The organism is Psychroserpens sp. AS72 (assembly GCF_038900375.1).
Lineage (GTDB): Bacteria > Bacteroidota > Bacteroidia > Flavobacteriales > Flavobacteriaceae > Psychroserpens.
On record NZ_JBBMRC010000005.1, the window covers coordinates 203,038 to 225,126 of the forward strand.

Here is a 22,089-nt window from a genome sequence, read left to right on the forward strand (position 1 = left end):
TTAATTTATTGACATTCTCCGCTAAGAGAATTTATCCATTCTTCAATTAATCTAACACCCTCTTCATGTTTGAGTGTTCTTCCAAGTAAAGGCATTCTATTTTGTTCTTCTATTGATGTGACTCTAAATCTCATGACAGAAGCTTCTAGGTTACCAGGTACCACTATATGAGATGTACCATCAATTTGCGTATCTGGTTGTACACATACACCTTTATTTGTGTCGTCTTCATTTTCATGAAAAGCAAAACGCATAGGTCTATATTCACAATAGCTTTCTTCTGAGTGGCAATGTGCACAATTGATATCTAAATATGAGCGCAATCTTAAATTCAAATCTAGAGTTTCGTCTTCCCAATTAACTGTTGAAATTATTGATGTTGGAAGATTATTTTCTAAATAACCAACATCAATCATTTTTTGTAATTGATTTGAAGTGCTACCATCAGGATAACTTAAATCTCTATTTAAATTTTGTGGTTTAGGTCCAATTGGTACAGGTGTACCAAATTTATTATGACAAGTAAAACACTCATTTCTTGATGGGACTCTGTATGAAACATTATTTGTTATTCCATTTTCTATCCATTCAATATCTTTAAAACTTCCAGCGTTTGTAAATGTTGCTTCTGTTTGTTCATCGTTCCAAACATATTTGGCAAAATCCCAACCATCAGCAGTCATATACATTAAACGGGTTTCTATAATAAACGTTGTATTGCTAGGTTGTACATTATCATAATAGAAATTCTTGATAAGTACAGATCCAACAGGAAAATCTAAAGGAGTAAAATCACTGTTGTAATTTGCTTTTGTCCCTTCTGGCATCCATATAAAACGTTTTTTGTGTGCGTAATCTGTAAATAATGTAGAGTTTAAGTCGTAAGGTAAAACACCCAGTACAGGATTTAAATCCTTCATCACACCACTAAAAAAATTATATTCTGAAAGTGTTGCATATGGTACTTCTCCCAATTCAAAATTTACAACAGGAGATACAGTTATATTTACTGTTCCATTTCCGCAGTTATCATTACCATCACATATTGTATACTGAAATGTATCACTACCAACAAAGTCTATATTTGGCGTGTATAAAATGACATCATCTGATGGGTTATTAGGTGTTGCATTAGGATCTAAAACTTGAGTTGTTCCGTTTTGAGATGCTAAAGCATTTAATAATCCACTACTAGGAACATTAGCATCATTAGCCAATACATCAATTGTAATAAAACTATTTTGTGAAACTTCTACAACATCAGAATTTGCATCGATTGTTATTGGTACATAATTATCGTCATCACTACAGGAAACAAGTCCTAGTGCTAACATTATCATGCTTAGGAATTTTAGGTAATTTCTTAACATTTATAGTAAAATTTGGATAGTAAATATAATTACAAACTAATTGTTAATATAATTAATTAGCTGTAATGTACTTTTTATCAGACAACAAGAGTTAATTTGTTTAAAAATCACATCTATTTATAAACACTTTTGTGTTCATGCTAATAAAACAACTTGTATAGAAAAAACCCTACCCAAAAAGTGAAGTATTTATAATAAATCTTGTTTTAATAAATGCTCTGCAATTTGAATCGTGTTTGTCGCTGCGCCTTTTCTAAGATTATCACTTACAACCCATAAATTTAGTGTGTTAGGTTGAGAACCGTCACGACGAATTCTTCCAACGAAAACGTCATCTTTTCCATTAGCATAAATTGGCATTGGATACGTGTTAACATCTATATTATCTTGTACAACAATTCCAGGAGATTCGTTTAAAATATGTCTTACTTCTACTAAATCAAAATCATTTTCAAATTCAACATTTATTGCTTCACTATGTCCTCCAGCTGTAGGAATTCTTACAGCAGTAGCGGTAACAGCAATAGTGCGATCATCTAATATTTTTTGGGTTTCTCTCACTAATTTCATCTCCTCTTTAGTATACCCATTATCTTCAAATACATCACAATGAGGAATTGCATTTTGGTGTATAGGGTAAGGATATGCCATTTCCCCTTTTACACCAGCCATTTCATTTTCTAACTGTCTAACGGCTTTTACACCAGTTCCTGTAATAGATTGGTAAGTTGATACAACAATACGTTTGATTTTGTATTTTTTATGAAGTGGTGCTAAAGCCACAACCATTTGTATCGTTGAGCAATTTGGATTTGCAATAATTTTATCTTCGGAAGTTAATTGAGCTGCATTAATCTCTGGAACAACAAGTCGTTTTGATTGATCCATTCTCCAAGCTGAAGAATTATCAATAACAGTAATACCAGCTTCGGCAAATTTTGGAGCCCATTCTAAAGAAGTGTCGCCTCCAGCTGAAAATAATGCAACATTAGGTTTCATATTAATAGCTGTTTGCATTCCAACCACTTTATAGTCCTTTCCTTTAAACGAAATTAATTTTCCAATTGAGCGCTCTGAAGCGACAGGAATTAATTCAGAAACAGGAAAATTACGTTCTGCTAGAACTTTAAGCATGACTTCGCCAACTAAACCAGTGGCACCAACTACAGCTACTTTCATAAGATGAAATTTTAAGGTATAAAATTATAGCTTTTATTAGATTAAACCATTTAAGAAACACACTTTTTTTGTTAAAAAAACACACTTCAAAATTAAGTTTATTGATTTCAATCTCTGGTTTATAAGAATTCAATAAAAAAACCGCTTCAGTTATGAAGCGGTTTAAGTTTAATTAAAATATATAATGTAGCGGTAAGCTATAAATCATTATTTTTTTAATGAATCTCTGATCTCTTTTAAAATATCAAGTTCAGATGGTCCTGCTGGAGCCGGAGCTTCAGGTGGAGTTTTTGTTTTGTTGTATGCTTTTACAATCATAAACAATACAAAACCAACAATGATTAAATTGATAATTGAATTAATCCATTTACCATACATAATAGCATTTTCTGGAGTTGTTACAGCACCATCAGCACCCATTACAGCTGGAGATAATACATGTTTCATGTCTGCGAAGTTTACTCCTCCTGCAAAATGACCAATTATTGGCATCATAACATCAGCAACAAAACCATTTACAACTAGTCCTACAGCACCTGCAAGAATAACAGCAACTGCTAAATCAATGACATTACCTGTCATTATAAAATTCTTAAATTCTTTAAACATAATTTTTAATATTTATTAGTTAGATAATAATAAGACACTAATGTAGTTAAAAAGTCACAGTTTTTTATGTAAAAAGTCTAATTATCTATAATTAAGCGTTTTACGCGCTGAGAGATTGCGGTTATAATTTCGTAGGATATCGTATTTGCTGTATGTGCAAATTGAGAAGCGTTAGGGTGATCACCAAAAATAATAACTTCATCACCTTCATTACAATCAATATCTGTAATATCCACCATTATCATATCCATACAAACGTTTCCAATAATAAAAGCTTTACTACCATTTATAGTGATAAACCCTTTTTTATTTCCATATTGTCTGCCAATTCCATCTGCATGACCAATTGGTATTGTAGCTGTTTTTTTTAAATCGTCACTTTTATAAGCTCTGTTATAACCTACGGTTTCTCCTTTTTTAATGGTATGAATTTGAGATATTATTGATTTTAATGTCGCAATTGGTTTTAGGTTTTTATCTTCTTCTTCGGAATTTCCATACCCATACAATCCAATCCCGCTTCTTACCATATCCAAATGTGCTTCTGGGTAATTTAGTATACCAGACGTATTAGCCAAATGAAGTATGGGCTTGTAGCCAATACGTTCTGTAAATGCATCTGAAATATGTTTAAAACGCTCAATCTGCTGTCTTGTAAAATCACGCTCTTTGAGATTCTCACTTTCAGCCAAATGTGAAAAAATAGATTTTACTTTAATTGTTGAAGTTTCCGTAGCTATTGAAACCACAGTATCCACATCATTCTCATCAAAACCTAATCTATTGAGTCCAGTATTAAATTTTATATGAACAGGGTAATTGTTTTGTTTTTCTTCGGAAGCTACTGTGATAAATTCGTTTAAAATTTTAGCGTTGTATAAACTAGGCTCTAAACAACGTTCAATTAAAATTTTAAAATTTATTGCTTGAGGATGAAGTACTAAAATGGGTGTTCTAATTCCAGCATCACGTAGTGCAACACCTTCACTTATATAGGCAACTGCAAAATAATCAACCTTTAAATCTTGTAAATATTTAGCAATCTCATCAGCATCACTACCGTAAGCAAATGCTTTGACAACTGCTAATACTTTAGTGTTGTTATTAAGTTTTGATTTAAGATACTCATAATTATGTTTGAGTGCTTTTAAATCTATTTCTAAAACAGTTTCTCTAGCTTTAGGCATTTGATTTGCTATCTTTATTTGGAATTTCTTGTGGATCATTAACCTTCATTTGAGGTAATTTTTCACGTAACATTGCCTTATAATATGCTGCGCGACTAAGCGGTTCATATTCATCAACTTCGCCTAATAAAACGAGCGCTTCACTAGATGCTTTTCTATAACTATATTGTGCTAGATTTCCTGTTCTTGTACAAACGGCATGAACTTTAGTGACATACTCAGCAGTAGCCATCAAATTTGGCATTGGTCCAAAAGGGTTGCCTTTAAAATCCATATCTAGTCCAGCTACAATAACACGAATTCCTTTATTTGCTAAATCATTACAAACTCTTACAATCTCATCATCAAAAAACTGAGCTTCATCAATCCCAACCACATCACAGCCATCTGCCAAAATAGGAATGTTAGCTGCAGCAGGAACAGGAGTAGATCTTATTTCGTTAGCATCGTGTGAGACAACCATCTCTTCATCATAGCGCACATCAACTGCAGGTTTAAAGATTTCCACTTTTTGTTTTGCGAATTGCGCGCGTTTGAGCCTGCGAATTAACTCTTCGGTTTTGCCAGAAAACATTGAGCCACATATGACTTCAATCCATCCAAATTGTTCTTTCTGATTTACTGTATTTTCGAGAAACATTTTGTAATTTTAACACTAAAACCAACTTAGTGTTCGTTTTGTATAAAGGTGAAGCAAATTTATTAAAAATCAAAAACCTAATCGGGAATAAAAAATAAAAAGTTATGAAGAAGAAGCTTGAAGCCGACCTAATAAGCATTGCACATAGAATTTTAAAGCTTAAAGGGAAAGAAGATGTCGTAAAATTACATGCTGAAGCTGGGATTTTATATGAAAAACTGAGTGTTTTAAAATTTGCCAACGAGAATTTTGAAGGCCATTTACCTACAATTGGAAACGATTCTTCCTTTTTTGGAATGCTAGATACTGCATTTAATAATAAAGTAAGTGATAATATTGAGCATGAGGACAAAATCTACGTCAATCTAGATGAGCATGAAGATGATGGGATTTATGAGCCAGTGATGGAGAAAATCAAAGATATGGTTGCGCAAATGCCAGAAGAAACTCATCAAATTGACGATATGGTTGCAACAGCTGTTGCAGATAAAGAAACACCTAAAACACATTTAGAAGATATTACTGCTGGTTTTGAGGATATTCCTGTATTTGAACCTGTTGATCAAGCCAATGAGAATTTTAGAAAGTCTCTAAATGATAAGCTTAAAAACGGTGGATTAAATATTGGACTCAATGATAAACTAGCCTTCATTAAACATCTATTTAATGGTAAAATTGAAGATTACGAACGTGTTTTGTCTCAATTAAATACGACCAATTCATTTAAAGAAGCATCACATCTTCTTAACGATATCGTAAAACCAGATTACAATAATTGGAAAGGTAAAGAAGAATTTGAAACTCGCTTTTTAGCAATTGTTGAAGGCAAGTTTGCGTAATTTCTGAACACTTTTTACTTCGGTCCAGATTGTATCGGGATTAATTTACTAGTAGTTTAAGTAGAGCCAACCAAACAATGGCTTTTCACCAATATTTAAATCTAATAAGTAAAAATATGTGCCAACAGGAAGTCGTTCTGATGTTGTTGGAATTCCTAAATTAGGCTTTCCATCCCAATCGTTTTGGTAATTATTACTTTCATAGATTTGAAGACCATATCTATTGTAAATCTTAATGTTATTTCCAGGAAAATCATCAATACATTCTATATAAAAGGTGTCATTGAGTCCGTCGTTATTTGGTGATAGTCCATCTGTGATATAGAAACAGTTTTCTACAATAACTTCAGCATTATCCATATTATTGGTTGTATCTCTATCTGGTTCATTTACAGAATTAAGTAATGCTACATTTAGCAACTCCGTACTTGATGTTATTTGAGCAACAATAGTTAACGTTTCAGATTGGTTACTTGATAGCGCATCAATTGTCCATATCAATGATGTATTATCAAAAAGTCCTGCGGAAACGGATGCAGATATAAAATTCATCCCACTAGGAAACACATCTAAAATTTCAATTTCAGTTGCTTCTGTAGTTCCAAGATTTGTTGCTATAATTTGAAACGTCACTTGATCTCCTATAGTAGCTTCCTGAGGAGACACATTTTTAATGATTTCGATGTCAACATCAGATCCATCATCTAAAACAATAAGTGTTGCATTAGTTTGAGAGGTGTCTATATTATTTTGATCTTCAAAATTATTAGTATCGTTGAGGTAAATGCCAGGAACATTTGAAGTCACACTAACACTAAAAGTACATGACGCTACACCTTCCGGAAATGTCAAATTTGAAACTCCAGCAAAATTATCACCACTATTGCCTATAAAAGTTGCAGTGCAGCCATTTTGTGTGACCCATTGCGGTTGTGAAGTAACTGTTATTTCCGAAGGAAACACATCTGTAAATGAAATGTTACTTTGTGACGAATTATCAGACAAATTATTAACTGTAAATGTCAATGTACTCTCTTCTCCAATTGTAATTGTAGTTGGATTGTAACTTTTTATTAATGTAGGAGCAACCACTTGTACATTACTAATAGAGGTATTGGTTTCTGGTGACACTTCCCGATTATCATTTTCATCTGGAGTAGCAATAGCAATATTGTTGTAAGCACCTCCAAAATTTGGTGCAGAAACAGGGATTCTAATCCTTATAGTTGAGCCAGCATCCATATTATTAATAGTTCCAGTGACATTATTATTGATGAAATCCAGATTAGAAATGCAAGTTGCATTTCCGTCGGTAACCACACAAGTAGGTGTGCCTGTAATTGTAAATACGTCATTTACGGTATCTTCAAAGTCGATATTTATAGCATTTGAGCTGTTTTCACTATTTGTAATATCTATAATCCAATCAAAAGTTTGATTGACGTTGACTTGAGTAAACTCAGGAAAAGTTTGAACCACCAAATCAACACAAGGTGCAAAAAAGGTGACGACTTCTGCTTTGTTATCACTTAAGTCATTTTCCACATTACTATTTGCATTACTAACAAATACAGCATTATTTACAGGAATTGGATTTACTGAACAGTCGGTATCCCAAAGCACAGTGATCTCAAAAGTAACAGAGCTATTTGCTGGCAAACTCCAATTATCTTCTGGTAAAATTTCCCAAAACATATCTGGTTCTCCACCTTGAGGAATGCCATCAAATTCTACACCAATATTAGTATTTAGAATCTCAAAACAAGATGCAGTTCCAGTTGTAGAGACACAATTCACAGATATTAATGTTCCTGTAAATGGAACGGTTCCTGGTCCAGGAATATACTCTTCTAGCGCTATAACTGTATCTAAATCACTTGGGTTGTTAACGGTTATTTCATAAGTGACTTCTCCCAATTCTATTGGGTTTTGTGAAGTTCCACCATTAGGTAATTCTGGATTTATTTGTGTTTTTGTTACATTAAGATTTACAGTTTCACAAGCAGAAGTTGCAGGTAATAACACATAATCGTTTTGAGTATTATTTGTAATATTAGAATCTAAAATATCTGATTCTAATACATTAATACCACTTCTAATGAGTGCTTGGTTGGGCTCAGTACTTGGAGAGCAAGCTGGTTCAATAAAAACTACTATTGTTCTCACAGTAACAGTTGCATCTACTGGCATTATAAAAGCATCGCTTACCCAAAAAATGTCATTGATGCTGATATTAATATCATCACAAGAAATAGTTCCTGTTGTTCCAATACACTCCACAGATAAAATATTCCATTGTATTGTAGGAGCTAAATTTTGCAGGAAAAATGAAACACTTGCATCTAATGGTCCATTGTTGCAAATGGTAGTTTCAAAGGTGACTTCTTCGTTCCAATTGACTAAAGTTAGAGGGTCTGGATCTGTTTGTATCGTGTCTATGCAAACATCTGTGGTTTGGCACAACTCAGATTCTAAAAGATTTGTAACTACTGGATTAGAAAGACTATTACCAGAATTAGTATGATCCAAAGTGATTTCTACTCTGCTTTGTACATTTATTGGATTTAATTCTATAGCACAAGATGGGTCTAAAAATTGATATACAACTTCAAAAGTAATAGATCCACCTGCAGTATAAACATGTGGTGTCAAATAGGTTAACAGATTTACAGTTGCGCTTAACAAAACAGGATTTCCAGATATACCAGTAACATTTGGACATTGTGTGCCATTTGTTGCCTCTATACATTCCACAGATAAAAGTTGAACATTAGGTCGACCGTAATCTAAATCGGTCAACAACGTTAATCGTGATTCTATAGCTTCTACAGGGAAATCTATATCACTATTATTAGTAATTGTAAATCGATAGGTCACAGGAGAATTCCATGATGGTATTGGTGTTCCTGTTGTAGGAGAAATTTGTTCATGAGTGACAGAAAAGTTGATGTCAATATCAATTACATCAATTGAAATTAAAGATTGGTTATTGCTAGTATTTGAATCAGTTGTTCCGTTTGGTGGAGAGATTATCGCGTTTATAGCAATACCACCAACCGATGATGGCGCAGTAACTTCAATTTTTATCTCTACGCTAGAATCTGTTGGTAGGTTAGCAACCGTTCCTGTTAATACATTTGCTGCGGAAAGATTAAAACCACCAGCATTAGACGCACCACCTGTATTATTTTGAGAGTTGATATTTGTTAGTGTTAGGTTTTGCAAATCTTCATCCATAGTAATTTCAAAAGATGCATTGCTAACTGGATTTCCAGAATTTATAATTGTTACGATATATTGAAAATCTGCAAAAATCTCAATTTGAGAAATATCTGTACTTGCTGTACTTTGCGCTTGAGCAACAATAGACAAATCTGTTGTTTGTGCGTTTAGTTGCGCACAGCAGAGGAAGAAAAATATAAAGCGGATAAATTTTTCGATCATAAAACGTTAGGTTTTTATAAAGATGCTAAAAAAACTGAATGGTTGCGTCAAATAATTGAAAACATTGTAAATTTGAAATGAAATCTCTTACCAATGAGCAAACTTTTTATTGTACCAACACCTATCGGAAATTTAAAAGACATGACTTTTCGTGCTGTTGAAGTTTTAAAGGACGTCGATTTAATTTTAGCTGAAGACACTCGTACCTCAGGAAAGCTCCTGAAACATTATGAGATTAATACACAAATGCAAAGCCATCATATGCATAATGAGCATAAAATGGTTGATAATTTAGTCCAAAAATTAAAAAGCGGAATTGCAATTGCACTTATAAGTGATGCAGGAACTCCAGCCATTTCAGATCCTGGATTTCTATTAACTAGAGCATGTGTTGAAAATAATATAGAGGTAGATTGTTTACCTGGAGCAACAGCATTTGTTCCAGCATTAGTAAATTCTGGATTGCCAAATGATAAATTTGTGTTTGAAGGTTTTCTACCAGTAAAAAAAGGACGACAAACACGATTAAAATTACTTTCCGAAGAAACCCGAACAATCATTTTTTATGAAAGTCCGCACAAACTCATAAAAACATTAACTCATTTTTGCGATTATTTTGGAGAGGAACGTCCTGTTTCAGTATCTAGAGAATTAACAAAGTTGTATGAAGAAACAGTAAGAGGCACTGCGAAAGAAGTTATGGAGCATTACACTAATAAACCACCAAAAGGTGAGATTGTGATTATTGTTGGAGGGAAGCCTTCAAAGGGTAATTAATTATTGTCATTCAGAACGAAGTGAAGAATCTCTTTCCTTTTATGAAAGATTCTTCAGTCGTTTCCTCCTTCTGAATGATAAAACACACTTTAGTAATGGAAAAACTATTACACGATATTAGACAATGCAAAATCTGCGAAGCGCATTTAACTCTTGGTCCACGACCAATTGTAACAGGTCATCCAGATTCTAAAATTGTGATTATTGGTCAAGCGCCTGGGACAAAAGTACATGCTTCGGGATTTCCTTGGGATGATGCAAGCGGAAAACAATTGCGTAAATGGTTAGGTGTTGCAGATGAGGTTTTTTATGACGAGACTAAATTTGCCATTATACCAATGGGATTTTGCTATCCAGGAAAAGGAAAAAGTGGCGATTTACCACCACGAAAAGAATGTGCGCCTCAATGGCACCAACCTTTATTTGATCACATGAAACAAGTAGAATTGGTTATTTTAATTGGGATGTATGCGCAAAAGCAGTATCTAAAAGAACAAGCCAAACGCACATTAACGGAAACTGTTGCGAACTATAAAGACTACTTACCTCAATATTTTACGTTGCCACATCCTAGTCCGAGAAATCGGTTTTGGTTGACTAAGAATCCTTGGTTTGAGGAGGCTGTTTTGCCAGAATTGAAAAGTATTATTCATAAAATATTGTAAGGAGTGGTGTGAAAAACTCACCTGAACCACAAGATTGGTCATAAAACTTTGTACAAGATGGATGATCAATTAAGATATCAATCAACTTTTTTGATTCCTTCTTTTTAAATCATTCCAAAAGTTGGATCTTTTTTCATAATTACCTATTGCGTTAATCTTTGAATTATCCATTTTTTCAAATTGTTTAATTCTTTTTCTTTTTTCTTTTTCCTTAACAAGTGTTCTTATGATTAAACCAATAGAACAAATTGCTGAACTAATAATGATGTACCAATTATCCATCTTTTGATATTTAAAGCTAAAGTAAACAAGACCTCCAAATTGATTTAAGACATGAAATTTATTATTAACTTTTGATTAAGGGGTGAATATATATCAAGAAGTCACATATTAAAAGGACATTATTTAATATATTGATAATCAGCAACTTGTAAATTAAATTTTATTTTTGGTTCAAAATTATCAATATTTTTGTTGCATTTAAGAATGTGAAAACAAAAAAAATTTAATTTCCGAGGTATCGAAAATGAGAGATTTTAAACACATACCTAAAGGGGTTTAAAAACCTTTAGGGATAATCGTGAAGAAGTATTGAGTTCCGTTATGAACGACATTTTTGTAGAATAATTTGGAAAAGCTATAAAATTAAAAAAACCTCCCATTTCCGAAGTAACGAAAATGAAGAGGTTTCAAACAACAATTAAAAATCAACCAACCATTAATTCAAAATTTCAATTGCGTTTCCTTTAATCCATGTTTTAAATTCATCACCATAATAAGGATACACTGTACTTGCAGGAGCTTTATAAGTGCCAGCAATATCTGCTTTAAGATCTAAACGAATTGTTTTGCTTTCGTTTGCTGCAAATGATCTCCAATACAAGACTAAATAGTTATCAAAAACCTCATAGTAAGCTACTTTTTCTTCTTCTAAAATGGCTTTTAATTGCCAAGGTTGTGTAGTTGTTCCTGATGGGATTCCAATAATAGACGTCACCATACCTAAACCATCATTTTTTAAATTAGTCACTTCAATCGTCATACTCACATTGTCACCAACATTATGATTTGTATCTGCAATACTGGTTTTTAAATCTAGAAAAACATCTTTTGAGGAATCTGGCGTATAACTATCCCAACCAATCACCAAACTATATGGGAATGTTGTGTTTTTGTTATTGAAATTAATCGCTACTTTTTGTGTTCCTTGTTTTAAATAAGCACCTAAGCCATCTATCGTGATTTTGCCATTATTGGTCATTTTTAGTTTTGATGTTAATGAGTTGCCATTAATAATTAGTTCTACGGAATCATTGTCTGTAATCATCATCTTTTTTTGTTGCTGTGTATAAGCAATCAATGCTTTTAAAGCCATAGCTGTAGACTGAGTAGAACCAAATCGATTGTTACTTCTTTTACTGATGAGGTGTTCAATACCATTTGCGATTAACGTAGGATTAGACGCGTTTTCTCTTAGCAAGGCTAATACTGTGAAAGCTGTAGTTTCTATGTTTTTAGCATTTCCGTAGGACCTCGTAATTGTTTGCTCAACAGGTAAGTTTTCAAAACCAAATTTAGAAATGGAGCTTTTAATTTCTTTTAAAAGCAGTTGTGCATTTTTAGTTTTACCTAAATTATAACTCGCTAACGTTAGCATTGCCATTTTATACGTATCCTTACTTTTTAAGGCGTCATTAAAAGCAGTTTCATATTCTAAATCTATATTTGCGTCACCACCAGATTCACTAATTGCATACACGATATAAGCATTGGCAACATCTACAGGAGAACTTGCAAAACTATCATACCCTTTTTTGCTTTTAAGGAAACCACCTTTACCATCTTTTCTGCTCATGAGCCAATCGACGGTTCTATCAATCATTTTTTGGTCAACACCATCGTAAATGGTTTTCATTTCTGTGAATTCTAAAACTCCGTAGGCGGTTAAAGTTTCGTGAGGAGGTGTTTTTCCAAACCATTCAAACCCGTTTTCTGCGGTTTCAAAACTAATGAGTCGTTTGTAGCCTTTTTGAATATAATCAAGTGCTTTAGCTTCAATTTCCGGATTACTTTTGCCAGATTCTTTGAGATATTGGAGCACCATAATATTTGGATATGTTGACGACGAGGTTTGTTCAAAACAACCATGAGGTTCGCGGATTAGAGATTCTATACCATCCATAACATCACCAATAATATCTGTGTAAATATTAAACTCAGCATGAAGACTTCTATCAACAACACTATTAATATCAAATTCAACAGTTTTGGATTTAGATCCTGAAATTGAGGTCTCAGATGGAAAATACGGACTCAAAATAGTCACATTTTTCTTAATGACATCACTGTGTTTTTTTGAGCTTACTGAAATATCAATTGTGGTAGTTTTAACCGTTTTAATTGGAATCACTCGTATAGGTTTTAATAGAGAACTATGCGCTTTAATATGAATTTTTTTATCATAACCTTCAGCAAGTTTTAGGTGTTCTGGTAGTGAAATTTCTAAATCTGCGTCTATCCCTTCAGAAGTTTCATTTGTAATTGTTACAGGAAGAATAACGATGTCTTCTAACACCATATAATTTGGTGCTTTGAAATCAATATTCAATAATTTCTTGGTCGCGTAAGTTTTTTCTTGATGTCCAAGATTTCCATTATAGCTAATACCTTCCGCAGTAATTTTAAAAGAGGTTATTGCATCATTGTTGTAGAATTCTAGCTCTGCTTTTCCGTTTTCACCAGTTTGCACAACTGGATTCCAATAGATGGTTTGTCTAAAATCTGTACGTTCCTCAGGTAAATCATTACCTTCATATTTTGGGATGTAAAATTGTCTTGGGTTGTATATTCCAATTGGTGCTCGGTAATTAAAACCTTCAATAGCATAGTTGTTATACTTGGCGTTATTGAGTTTTTTCTTGCCGTAATTACTAATATTATATCCATTGTTTGTAGTAATTACAATAACACCTCCACTTCCTCTATTTCCATAAATTGCTGTTGCTGCAGCATCTTTGAGAACGGTCATATGTTTGATGTTAGAAGAATTTAGGGTTTTAAAATTACTTTGATCAACAGGAACTCCATCAACAACAAATAAAGGTTCTACATTGCCAGAAAGACCATTTCTACCTCTAATAATAATTGTTGAAGATTGTCCTGGTTGTCCAGATCCTGTGGATATTTGTACTCCTGCTGCTTGACCTTGCAATAATTGATCAATTGTATTAATAGGTACATTTTGGATGCTCTCACTTTTAACAATAGAAATAGCACTTGTCACTTTACTACTATTTGTACTTCCTGCATATCCTGTAATCACAACAGATTCTAGTTCTGCCAAATCCTCTTCCATGTCTATAGATGCCACAGCTACTTTTTCTTCTACAGTTGCACGAGGTGATTTATCTTTTTTAAATGCTTCGGTTATATTTGAATTCCTTTTGTTTTGAGCATTAATTTGGTTCGCATATTGACCTTTTTTCAATGCTGTTGTTCTAATTGTTACCGTTTCTCCATCATCTCTATAAGCCAATAAAACGAGTGAGCGCTCATCTCCAAATTTGAAAGAAAACGTACCATCATCTTTTGTGTCAAAAACCAATACTTTATTTCCACGTTGATCCATTAATAAAAGGTGAGCAGTTGTTGGATTCCCTTTTTTATCTACAATCACACCAGTTTGTGTGTTGTGATGCTCTGGTATAAATTGAGCCGTTTTTAGGTCTATTTTAGAATCTTTTAAATAACTTCTCCATCCATGAGTAAGCATTAAATAATCTAAGGCTTCAGTAGATTTTTCTTCGTCAGGATTAAAATAAAAACTAGGTTTATGAATTTTTCCTTTTAATTCTGAAGACACTAATAAGTACGACAAGATATGATCTTGCTTATCATCTGCAAATGATACTAATTTATTATCTGCAACTGCAATTGACAGATTTGAAGGTAGAGGGTTTCCGTTAGAATCTGTTGTGGTAATGGTTAGTTTGACCTTTTCTCGTGTTTGATAATTAGACTTGTCTAAAGCAATATCTATATTCAATTCTTTATGTGCATTGACAAAAACCAAACGCTCAGCAACAATCTCATGTCTTGAATTTTTTATGGAGAATGTTGTGATTCCCATTGGGAAATCTTCGGTATTTATTTTAATTAGTTTTTTATCTGGTGAGATTTTCTTTTCAAACAATAGGTTTGTAGCATTAGATATTTCTAAATACAAAGGCTCTTTTTCCGTAGAAAACAATTTAATTTCTGCTTTTGTATCATCTGTTTTAACTAAAAATCGCGTGCCTTCATTTTGTACTTCAGGCAACCTAACAATTCGAGTAGAAATAAATGGCGTTTTCAATTTTGCAACATACAGTTCTCCTTTTTCTGCGGAAATATTAATCTTTCCCATTCCGTCATGAAAACTAGAAAATTTGGCTACGATTTGCCCTTTTCCATTAACAATGTCTCCACTGACATCTACAGGTTTTCCAAATTCATTAATCGCTTTAAAAGCTACAGTGTTGGTAGCACCTGCGATTATTTGTCCGCTTTCTGCAAAAAACTGAAGATCGATAGTGTCTAAAACAACTGGTACAGCTCTAGATATAGATTCGGTACTCCCTTTGTATGGAATTAAAACGTTTAAAACCACATCTGACGTTTCTAAATCTTGAGGCAATGTAAATGTAGGTTTTACTTTTCCGAGGAGATTAGTAGTTTCAGTTTGCGTCAATAATTTTTCTCCTTTTAAAGTGACCTCAAAAGTGATTTCTTTATTAGATAAGGGATTATTATCTAAATCTTTTGCTTCAAAATTAGCGACGACTTTTGAATTTTTACCGTACCCTTCTTTTTCAAATTTAAGGTTAAGGAGTAAGTTGGGTTTTACGACTTTTTGGATCGTGATTTGTTTTGTAAAAAAGGAATCTTCTCCAAAATTTCGCATCCAATTAGTGAATACTTTTAGCGTATAAATGCCACCTACCCAATTAGGATCAATATTAAAATCGCCATAAACATAACCATCTTTAACAGCAAGTTTTAAAGAGTTAACTACTGTACCTCTTGGCGAAATGAGTTGCGCATGTACAATATCACTCATGTTAGAAACCTTACGTTCTTGTGTTACAATATAGGATTTGAACCAAATAGTTTCTCCAGGAAAATAGAAAGGTCTATCTGTTTGTGTGTAGATTTTTTCTATTGGAGCAGGTGTCGTTTTATAGGTTTTGAAAGCTGTTAAAGTGCTTGTAATAAAACACAAAAGCATTACAAATGGAAGCTTATTTTTTATAGTTTTCATAGCGTTATATTTTTACGTTAAGTTTAAAACCAACTTCACTTGTAATTGGCATATTAAAAAAGTTTAAGGCTTGACCAGATGGCGAATCATAGAGATTTCTATAAGGCGATGCACCTTCATAAGATGTCCAAGTGATGAGGTTATTTGCATACAGACTAATATCTATTTGCCTAAAAAATCGATTGTCTTCTTTTTGCTTGAATGTATATGACAAAGTCACCGATTTTAAATTGATATAACTACCATCTTCAATAGCGTCTTCATCAACTCCAGAAAAGCCATAGCGCACAAATCTGCTTTGTGAAATAGGATTCTCTGGATTATAAAAATCTACAGGTATTGTGTTTTGGTTACCATTTTGGTTGACACCTTCAAATATGAAATTTGTAATGTTTCTGTCGTTTGCAGATTGCTGCGACGTCCCAAGATAGTTGAGTACATTTTGGGTGCCATTCCATACGTCTCCTCCTTTTTGAAAGTCTAAAACAAAGTTTAAATTAAAGCCTTTGAATTTTAAGTTGTTTTCAAAACCTAAATTAAAATCTGGTGTAGGATCACCAATAATTTTAGATTGAAAATCTACTAAAGGAAACCCTTCGTCATCAATTATGATGTTGTTTTGAGCATCTCTAGCATAAGCAGAGCCTACAATAACACCTGCGCTCTCACCAACTATGAGGTTTTTTGATACGGTTGAAAACCCAGCAATAGGTACAATTTGAGCATCATTAAATAATTTTAAAACTTTTGTTTGTGATGTTGAGAATACAACACTAGGTTTATAGTATAACTTTTTTGCTAATCTAATGTTTGTGTCTAGATTTAATTCAAACCCTTTATTGCTAACGTCTGCAGTATTTTGAAGTTGAAACCCATTGTTTCCAAACACAGGAAAAACTGATCCACTGGTTTTAGAATTATAATAAGAAGCCCTAAAATTAAATCCTGTATCAAAAAGATAATACCTCATAGATGCATCCAACTCAAAATGTCTTTTTTCTTCTAGTTGTAGATTCTTAGTTAAGAATAAATCATTATTAGTGGTATACGACAAACTTTGTTCTGGTGTAATTAGCAGACTATTGTGGCTAATATTATTATAAAATAAATGAGGTTCATTAACATCATATGATGTTGTTGCTGTCAAGTAGAAATTACTTATAAAATCTATATAAATTAAGTCTGCAACATCTACTTTTAATTCTAAATAAGGTAAAAACCATTTGTTATCTTGAATTGATGAGACATAAGAATTATTGGCTACAACAAAATCTAAACCTTCATCATAAAAATCAAAAGACCAAGAATTAAGTAATCTTAAGCTTGTACGATTACTTTTATTCTTGATGGTGCTACTAGTATTTGGGTTTTGGAATGAAAAAGGAATAAACCCAATAGCTTCATTAAAATCATATTCCATATGTTCTGATGAGAAATCAATTTGAGATATACCTTTGATACTTGGATCGCTATTATAATTTATATATCTAAATTTTAATAGCGCATTAAAGTCTTTATTTTTAATAGATTTTGAGCTGAGGTAGCCTTCTTCAAAGCCAACAGTGTTAGTTGGTAATCCAAAGTTTTGATTGTTTTTATTATAGGTATAGCTCAGGTTACTTTCTATATTTATTTTATTGGAAATATCTATGTCATTTTGAATTGTAGCTATAAAGAAGTTAGTCTTGTCAACGTTTTTATTGTGTTCTAAAACCCAATTTGGATTATTAAAATTAGAATTGAATTGACGTTGAGAACCATCTGAAAGTACAGCTCCTTGTACATTGCTAAACGTTGGAGGCGTTGACCAAGAATTAAGTAATACATTATTTAAAAATCCGTTGCTATTAGGTTGGTTATTTTTAAAATTTCCGTAGGAAATGTAACCTGACCAATTAGGTCCTTTTTGATGAAACGATTTCTTATTTTTAAATGACAATTTTAGATCATTTCCATTGCTTTGTTCTCGATCAAAAACATCTTTTGTTGTAATATTTGTGTAGTTGAGTTCTATTCGGCTTTTTTCTGTAGAGATATTAAAAAATAAATTATTTGACGTTTTTATTAAACTCTTTAGTACTGAGTTATCATAATCTTTAGCAGGATTCCCGTTGCCTTCTCCTAATGGAACTAAACGTCCATTAGTATCATAAGCATAGTTGTTTCCATCAAATTCTAGATTGCTAATTTTTGGACCATAAGAAAAAAGGTTTCCAGTCTCTGCACCTTGAAAGGTAACTTCGCCATTTAGTGAGCTACCTTGAGCATACGTATTTTGAAGTTTAGGCAAGTTTTTATCTTTAAAATACTGAACTCCAAAATCGGTATTGAATCCAACTTCGAAGAAAACATCTGGATTAAAATAAGTAATATCTACTTTATCTTTTTTGATGTCAATATTTTTAATTCTTTCAAATTGATAATTATTAGTCTTATTATAGGTTAAGTTTGATTGTTGTAAATCAGGAATATGTAATGTGATATCATTTTTACATTGAATTGCTTTTTTATAGGCCTCGTTTTCTATTGGTTTAACAGGAACTTCTTCAACCATCTTATCATGAGATTGGCTGTCAAACAATTGAGGTGTTACTCTAACTTCACGATTTCTCATGCCAACAAAGCTGTATACTAAGGTTTGACCAACACGACATTTTATCTGGTAATAGCCATCAAAATCTGTTTGCACACCGTTTTTAGTGCCTTTAATTATGATGCTTACTCCAGGAAGCGGCAAGCCATCGGTTTGTGATTTTAAGGTTCCTGAAATAATTCCTTCTTGTGAAAATAGACTCGCTGAAATGAGAGTGAAGATGAGTAAAAGATAGTTTTTGTGTAGAAATCGTTTCATAATATAGCTGGTTTGATGATTCAAATCTATATCAGGATGACGATTTTAAAAACCAATAATGAGTGAACTGGTCTTTTTGTTTAGGGAAGTATAAAAAAATGGCCTATTTCCGAAGTAGGGAAAAAAGAGGTTGATTTTTAAGATACCTACAAGGTCAAAAAAATAGACCTTGCAGGATAATTATTTATTTTAAAAGTATGAGTTAGAAATTGTAAACTCTATACAGAAACTGAAATCTAATATTTAGATCCATCATGTTTTCCAACCTCAAAACCATGTTTTCCTAAATATTGGTTTCCACTTTCAACTGCACCTTCCTCGATGTCTGTTCCCATAGAATCATTCCAGCGGTTGAGATATCCAAATAAGGAGATGACACCAAGCATTTCTACAATTTCACCTTCATCCCAATGCTCATATAAACGTTTTTTGATGTCTGCATCAACTCTGTTTGGGACTTGAGAAGCAGCCAAACTAAAATCTAGCGCAGCACGTTCTGCATCAGAAAATGCACTGTGTGTTCTATACTCCCAAATATTATCCAATTGCTCCTGTTCTGCTCCATAACGCTCTGCAGCACGAATGGCATGAGCTTGGCAATAACGACAGCCAGTAGAGTTACTAGAAACCCAAGCAATCATTCGTTTTAAGGCCGAAGTTACGCGACCTTCATTAGCCATAACCGCTTTGTTAAGATTAATAAATGCCTTTGAAATTGCAGGACGACGTTGCATCGTTAACACAGAGTTTGGACAAAAGCCAAGGGTCTCATTAAAGAATTCTGCTAGCTTTTTTGTTTCCGGATCATGTTCCGCAGATAAAGGAGTGACTAATGCCATAGTTTTGTTTTTTTTAGTAGTATTTTTGATTATAAAAGTACTTAAAGTGTCTAATGTTATATGTATTTAAAGTTGTTTTTTTTCAAAATCGTAACTTCTTTCTGTTGCAAATAAATTACTTTAACTATAAATGCTTCAGCAACTCTTAATTTAAAATTTATAATTATGTCGACTAAAGTTATCACTCATTGGAAAGGAAACATGCAGTTTGAATCTGATAATCCAAGCGGAAAACTCCTCACCATAGATACCTCTCAAGAAAATGGAGGTCACAACTCAGGATTTACACCAAAAGCATTGATGTTATCTTCGTTAGCTGGTTGCTCTGGATCGGATGTGGTGTCGATTCTCAAGAAAATGAAAGTCCCTTTTTCAGATTTTAGAATTGATACTTATGGTGAATTAACAGACGAACATCCTAAATATTACCATTCGGTTTCTGTCGAATATCATTTCTACGGAAATGAGCTAGATGAGAAAAAAATTGAAAAAGCAGTAAACTTGTCTATTGATACCTATTGTGGTGTAATGGAAATGTTCCGAAGATTTTCCGAAGTAAAAACATCTATTCATTATCATAATTAGTATCGAAAATTTTCTATATTAGTACATGCGTTGGACACTAAAACCAAAACCAGATTCTAAAACCGTTGAAGATTTACAAAAATCGCTTCAGGTAGATCAAACAGTAGCAACCTTACTTGTTCAAAGAGGTATAGAAACTTACGACGAAGCCAAACGTTTTTTTAGACCCAGTTTTGAGGAGTTGCATGATCCATTTTTGATGAAAGATATGGACAAAGCAGTGGCTAGAATTGAAAAGGCACTAAGTAACAATGAAAATATTTTAGTGTTTGGTGATTATGATGTGGATGGGACCACATCTGTAGCGTTGATGTCTTCGTATTTAAAAACAAAATCAGAGCAAATTGCTACCTACATTCCTGATCGTTATGATGAAGGTTATGGGATTTCTTATAAAGGGATTGACTTTGCACATGATAATGAGTTTTCATTAATTATTGCATTAGATTGTGGTGTAAAAGCGATTGATAAAATACATTATGCTTCGGAAAAAGGCATCGATTTCATCATTTGCGATCACCATAGACCAGGTCCAGAATTACCAAAAGCAGTTGCAATTTTAGATCCTAAACGAGACGATTGTGAGTATCCATTTAAGGAGCTTTGTGGTTGTGGAGTTGGGTTTAAATTGATTCAAGCTTTAGCTTCTAAAGATGGAAAAACCATTGAAGATTTAGGTGAATATCTAGATTTGGTAGCCACAGCTATTGGTGCAGACATTGTCCCAATTGTTGGTGAAAATCGTGCGTTGGCATATTTCGGATTACAAATAATTAATACCCAACCAAGACCAGGAATTAAAGCCATTATTGAGCAAGTTAATAAAGACGAGCTTACCATTACAGATGTTGTATTTATTGTTGCACCAAGAATAAATGCTGCAGGACGTATGAAACATGGAAATTATGCAGTGACTTTATTAACTGAAACCAATGAAGAATTAGCTAAAGAATACGCACAAGAAATTAATGAATTTAATCTAGATAGACGAGAAACAGATAAGCGAATTACTGAAGAAGCTTTAATTCAAATTGAAGAAAATAAAGAAGAAAACCGATTAACAACGGTTGTTTATGATGAAAACTGGCACAAAGGAGTTATTGGTATTGTGGCTTCTAGATTAATAGAGACCCACTACAGACCCACTTTAGTGTTTACAAAAAGTGGAGATTCATTTGCCGCATCTGCACGATCGGTAAAAGGATTTGATGTGTATAATGCTTTAGAAGCTTGCTCAGAATATATTGAACAATTTGGTGGACATAAATACGCAGCAGGTTTGACCCTAAAACCAGAAAACTACGAAGCGTTTAAGCAAGCCTTTGAAGATGAAGTTTCCAAAACAATAGATCGTAATTTACTCATACCAGAAATAAAGGTAGACATGCAAATTAAATTGAAAGATGTAACACCTAAGTTTTATCGTATTATCAGTCAGTTTGCACCATTTGGGCCAGGAAATATGACACCTATTTTTATGACTGAAAACTTAAAAGATACAGGTTATGGAAAATGTGTTGGAGACGATGATAAACATCTACGTTTAACAGCAATGCAAGGTAAAGATAAAATAGTGTGTATCGGATTTAACCTAGGTAATAAGTGTGATTTGATAACTGGAAACAAATTTTTTGATGCAGTATATTCAATAGATGAAAATCATTGGCAAAGTAATGTGAGTTTGCAGTTGAAGTTGAGAGATATTAAAGGATAATATTATTTTTTGGGCTTCGGAAGTTAAAAACCTATAGCTACAAACGACACTATAGAAGGACAAGAATTAAATAGACGTGAAGAGTTTAAAT

The 22,089-nt window shown here is 33.0% G+C and carries 15 protein-coding genes; 5 read left to right on the forward strand and 10 right to left on the reverse strand.

Annotated elements, in window-relative coordinates:
- Window positions 1-5: 5 nt before the first annotated feature.
- The 5 genes from WNY78_RS11555 to WNY78_RS11575 form a co-directional block, all read right to left on the reverse strand.
- On the reverse strand, window positions 6-1,340 hold the full coding sequence (locus WNY78_RS11555) for an Ig-like domain-containing protein (RefSeq protein WP_342873359.1): 1,335 nt from the start codon (window positions 1,338-1,340) through the stop codon (window positions 6-8).
- Window positions 1,341-1,559: 219 nt separating this feature from the next.
- Entirely contained in the window at window positions 1,560-2,549 is a 990-nt protein-coding gene (locus WNY78_RS11560) for an aspartate-semialdehyde dehydrogenase (protein WP_342873360.1), read from the reverse strand.
- A 207-nt stretch (window positions 2,550-2,756) separates the two neighbouring features.
- Window positions 2,757-3,158, reverse strand: a complete 402-nt coding sequence (gene mscL, locus WNY78_RS11565; protein WP_342873361.1) for a large conductance mechanosensitive channel protein MscL — start codon at window positions 3,156-3,158, stop codon at window positions 2,757-2,759.
- A 77-nt stretch (window positions 3,159-3,235) separates the two neighbouring features.
- Window positions 3,236-4,345, reverse strand: a complete 1,110-nt coding sequence (gene alr / locus WNY78_RS11570) for an alanine racemase (protein WP_342873462.1) — start codon at window positions 4,343-4,345, stop codon at window positions 3,236-3,238.
- Window positions 4,338-4,985 (reverse strand): thymidine kinase, encoded by a 648-nt coding sequence (locus WNY78_RS11575; RefSeq protein ID WP_342873362.1) that lies wholly within the window; start codon window positions 4,983-4,985, stop codon window positions 4,338-4,340. The genes alr and WNY78_RS11575 overlap by 8 nt, the downstream gene beginning before the upstream one ends.
- Window positions 4,986-5,089: 104 nt before the next feature.
- Between WNY78_RS11575 and WNY78_RS11580 the strand changes: the two genes are divergently transcribed.
- Window positions 5,090-5,824 carry a hypothetical protein gene (locus WNY78_RS11580; RefSeq protein ID WP_342873363.1) on the forward strand — a complete coding sequence of 245 codons (735 nt, stop codon included), beginning with the start codon at window positions 5,090-5,092 and terminating at the stop codon, window positions 5,822-5,824.
- 48 nt (window positions 5,825-5,872) lie between these two features.
- Here WNY78_RS11580 and WNY78_RS11585 read toward each other — a convergent pair whose 3' ends face one another.
- Window positions 5,873-9,268, reverse strand: coding sequence for a gliding motility-associated C-terminal domain-containing protein (locus tag WNY78_RS11585; RefSeq protein WP_342873364.1), 3,396 nt, complete (start codon window positions 9,266-9,268; stop codon window positions 5,873-5,875).
- Between the two features lie 93 nt (window positions 9,269-9,361).
- Here WNY78_RS11585 and rsmI point away from each other — a divergent pair, with 93 nt between their 5' ends.
- Together rsmI and WNY78_RS11595 are read left to right on the forward strand one after the other, a co-directional pair.
- Window positions 9,362-10,045, forward strand: a complete 684-nt coding sequence (gene rsmI / locus WNY78_RS11590) for a 16S rRNA (cytidine(1402)-2'-O)-methyltransferase (RefSeq protein ID WP_342873365.1) — start codon at window positions 9,362-9,364, stop codon at window positions 10,043-10,045.
- Between the two features lie 95 nt (window positions 10,046-10,140).
- On the forward strand, window positions 10,141-10,710 hold the full coding sequence (locus WNY78_RS11595; RefSeq protein WP_342873366.1) for a uracil-DNA glycosylase family protein: 570 nt from the start codon (window positions 10,141-10,143) through the stop codon (window positions 10,708-10,710).
- Between the two features lie 81 nt (window positions 10,711-10,791).
- On the opposite strand, the gene WNY78_RS11600 is transcribed toward WNY78_RS11595, so the two are convergent.
- The 4 genes from WNY78_RS11600 to WNY78_RS11615 form a co-directional block, all read right to left on the reverse strand.
- Window positions 10,792-10,992, reverse strand: a complete 201-nt coding sequence (locus WNY78_RS11600) for a hypothetical protein (protein ID WP_342873367.1) — start codon at window positions 10,990-10,992, stop codon at window positions 10,792-10,794.
- A 436-nt stretch (window positions 10,993-11,428) separates the two neighbouring features.
- Window positions 11,429-16,009, reverse strand: a complete 4,581-nt coding sequence (locus WNY78_RS11605; protein ID WP_342873368.1) for a TonB-dependent receptor plug domain-containing protein — start codon at window positions 16,007-16,009, stop codon at window positions 11,429-11,431.
- 4 nt (window positions 16,010-16,013) lie between these two features.
- On the reverse strand, window positions 16,014-18,860 hold the full coding sequence (locus WNY78_RS11610) for a carboxypeptidase-like regulatory domain-containing protein (protein ID WP_342873369.1): 2,847 nt from the start codon (window positions 18,858-18,860) through the stop codon (window positions 16,014-16,016).
- A gap of 236 nt (window positions 18,861-19,096) precedes the next feature.
- Entirely contained in the window at window positions 19,097-19,699 is a 603-nt protein-coding gene (locus WNY78_RS11615; protein WP_342873370.1) for a carboxymuconolactone decarboxylase family protein, read from the reverse strand.
- 165 nt (window positions 19,700-19,864) lie between these two features.
- On the opposite strand from WNY78_RS11615, the gene WNY78_RS11620 reads away from it, so the two are divergent.
- Window positions 19,865-20,284 (forward strand): OsmC family protein, encoded by a 420-nt coding sequence (locus tag WNY78_RS11620; RefSeq protein ID WP_342873371.1) that lies wholly within the window; start codon window positions 19,865-19,867, stop codon window positions 20,282-20,284.
- A gap of 25 nt (window positions 20,285-20,309) precedes the next feature.
- Window positions 20,310-21,998 (forward strand): single-stranded-DNA-specific exonuclease RecJ, encoded by a 1,689-nt coding sequence (gene recJ, locus WNY78_RS11625; protein ID WP_342873372.1) that lies wholly within the window; start codon window positions 20,310-20,312, stop codon window positions 21,996-21,998.
- Window positions 21,999-22,089 lie beyond the last annotated feature (91 nt).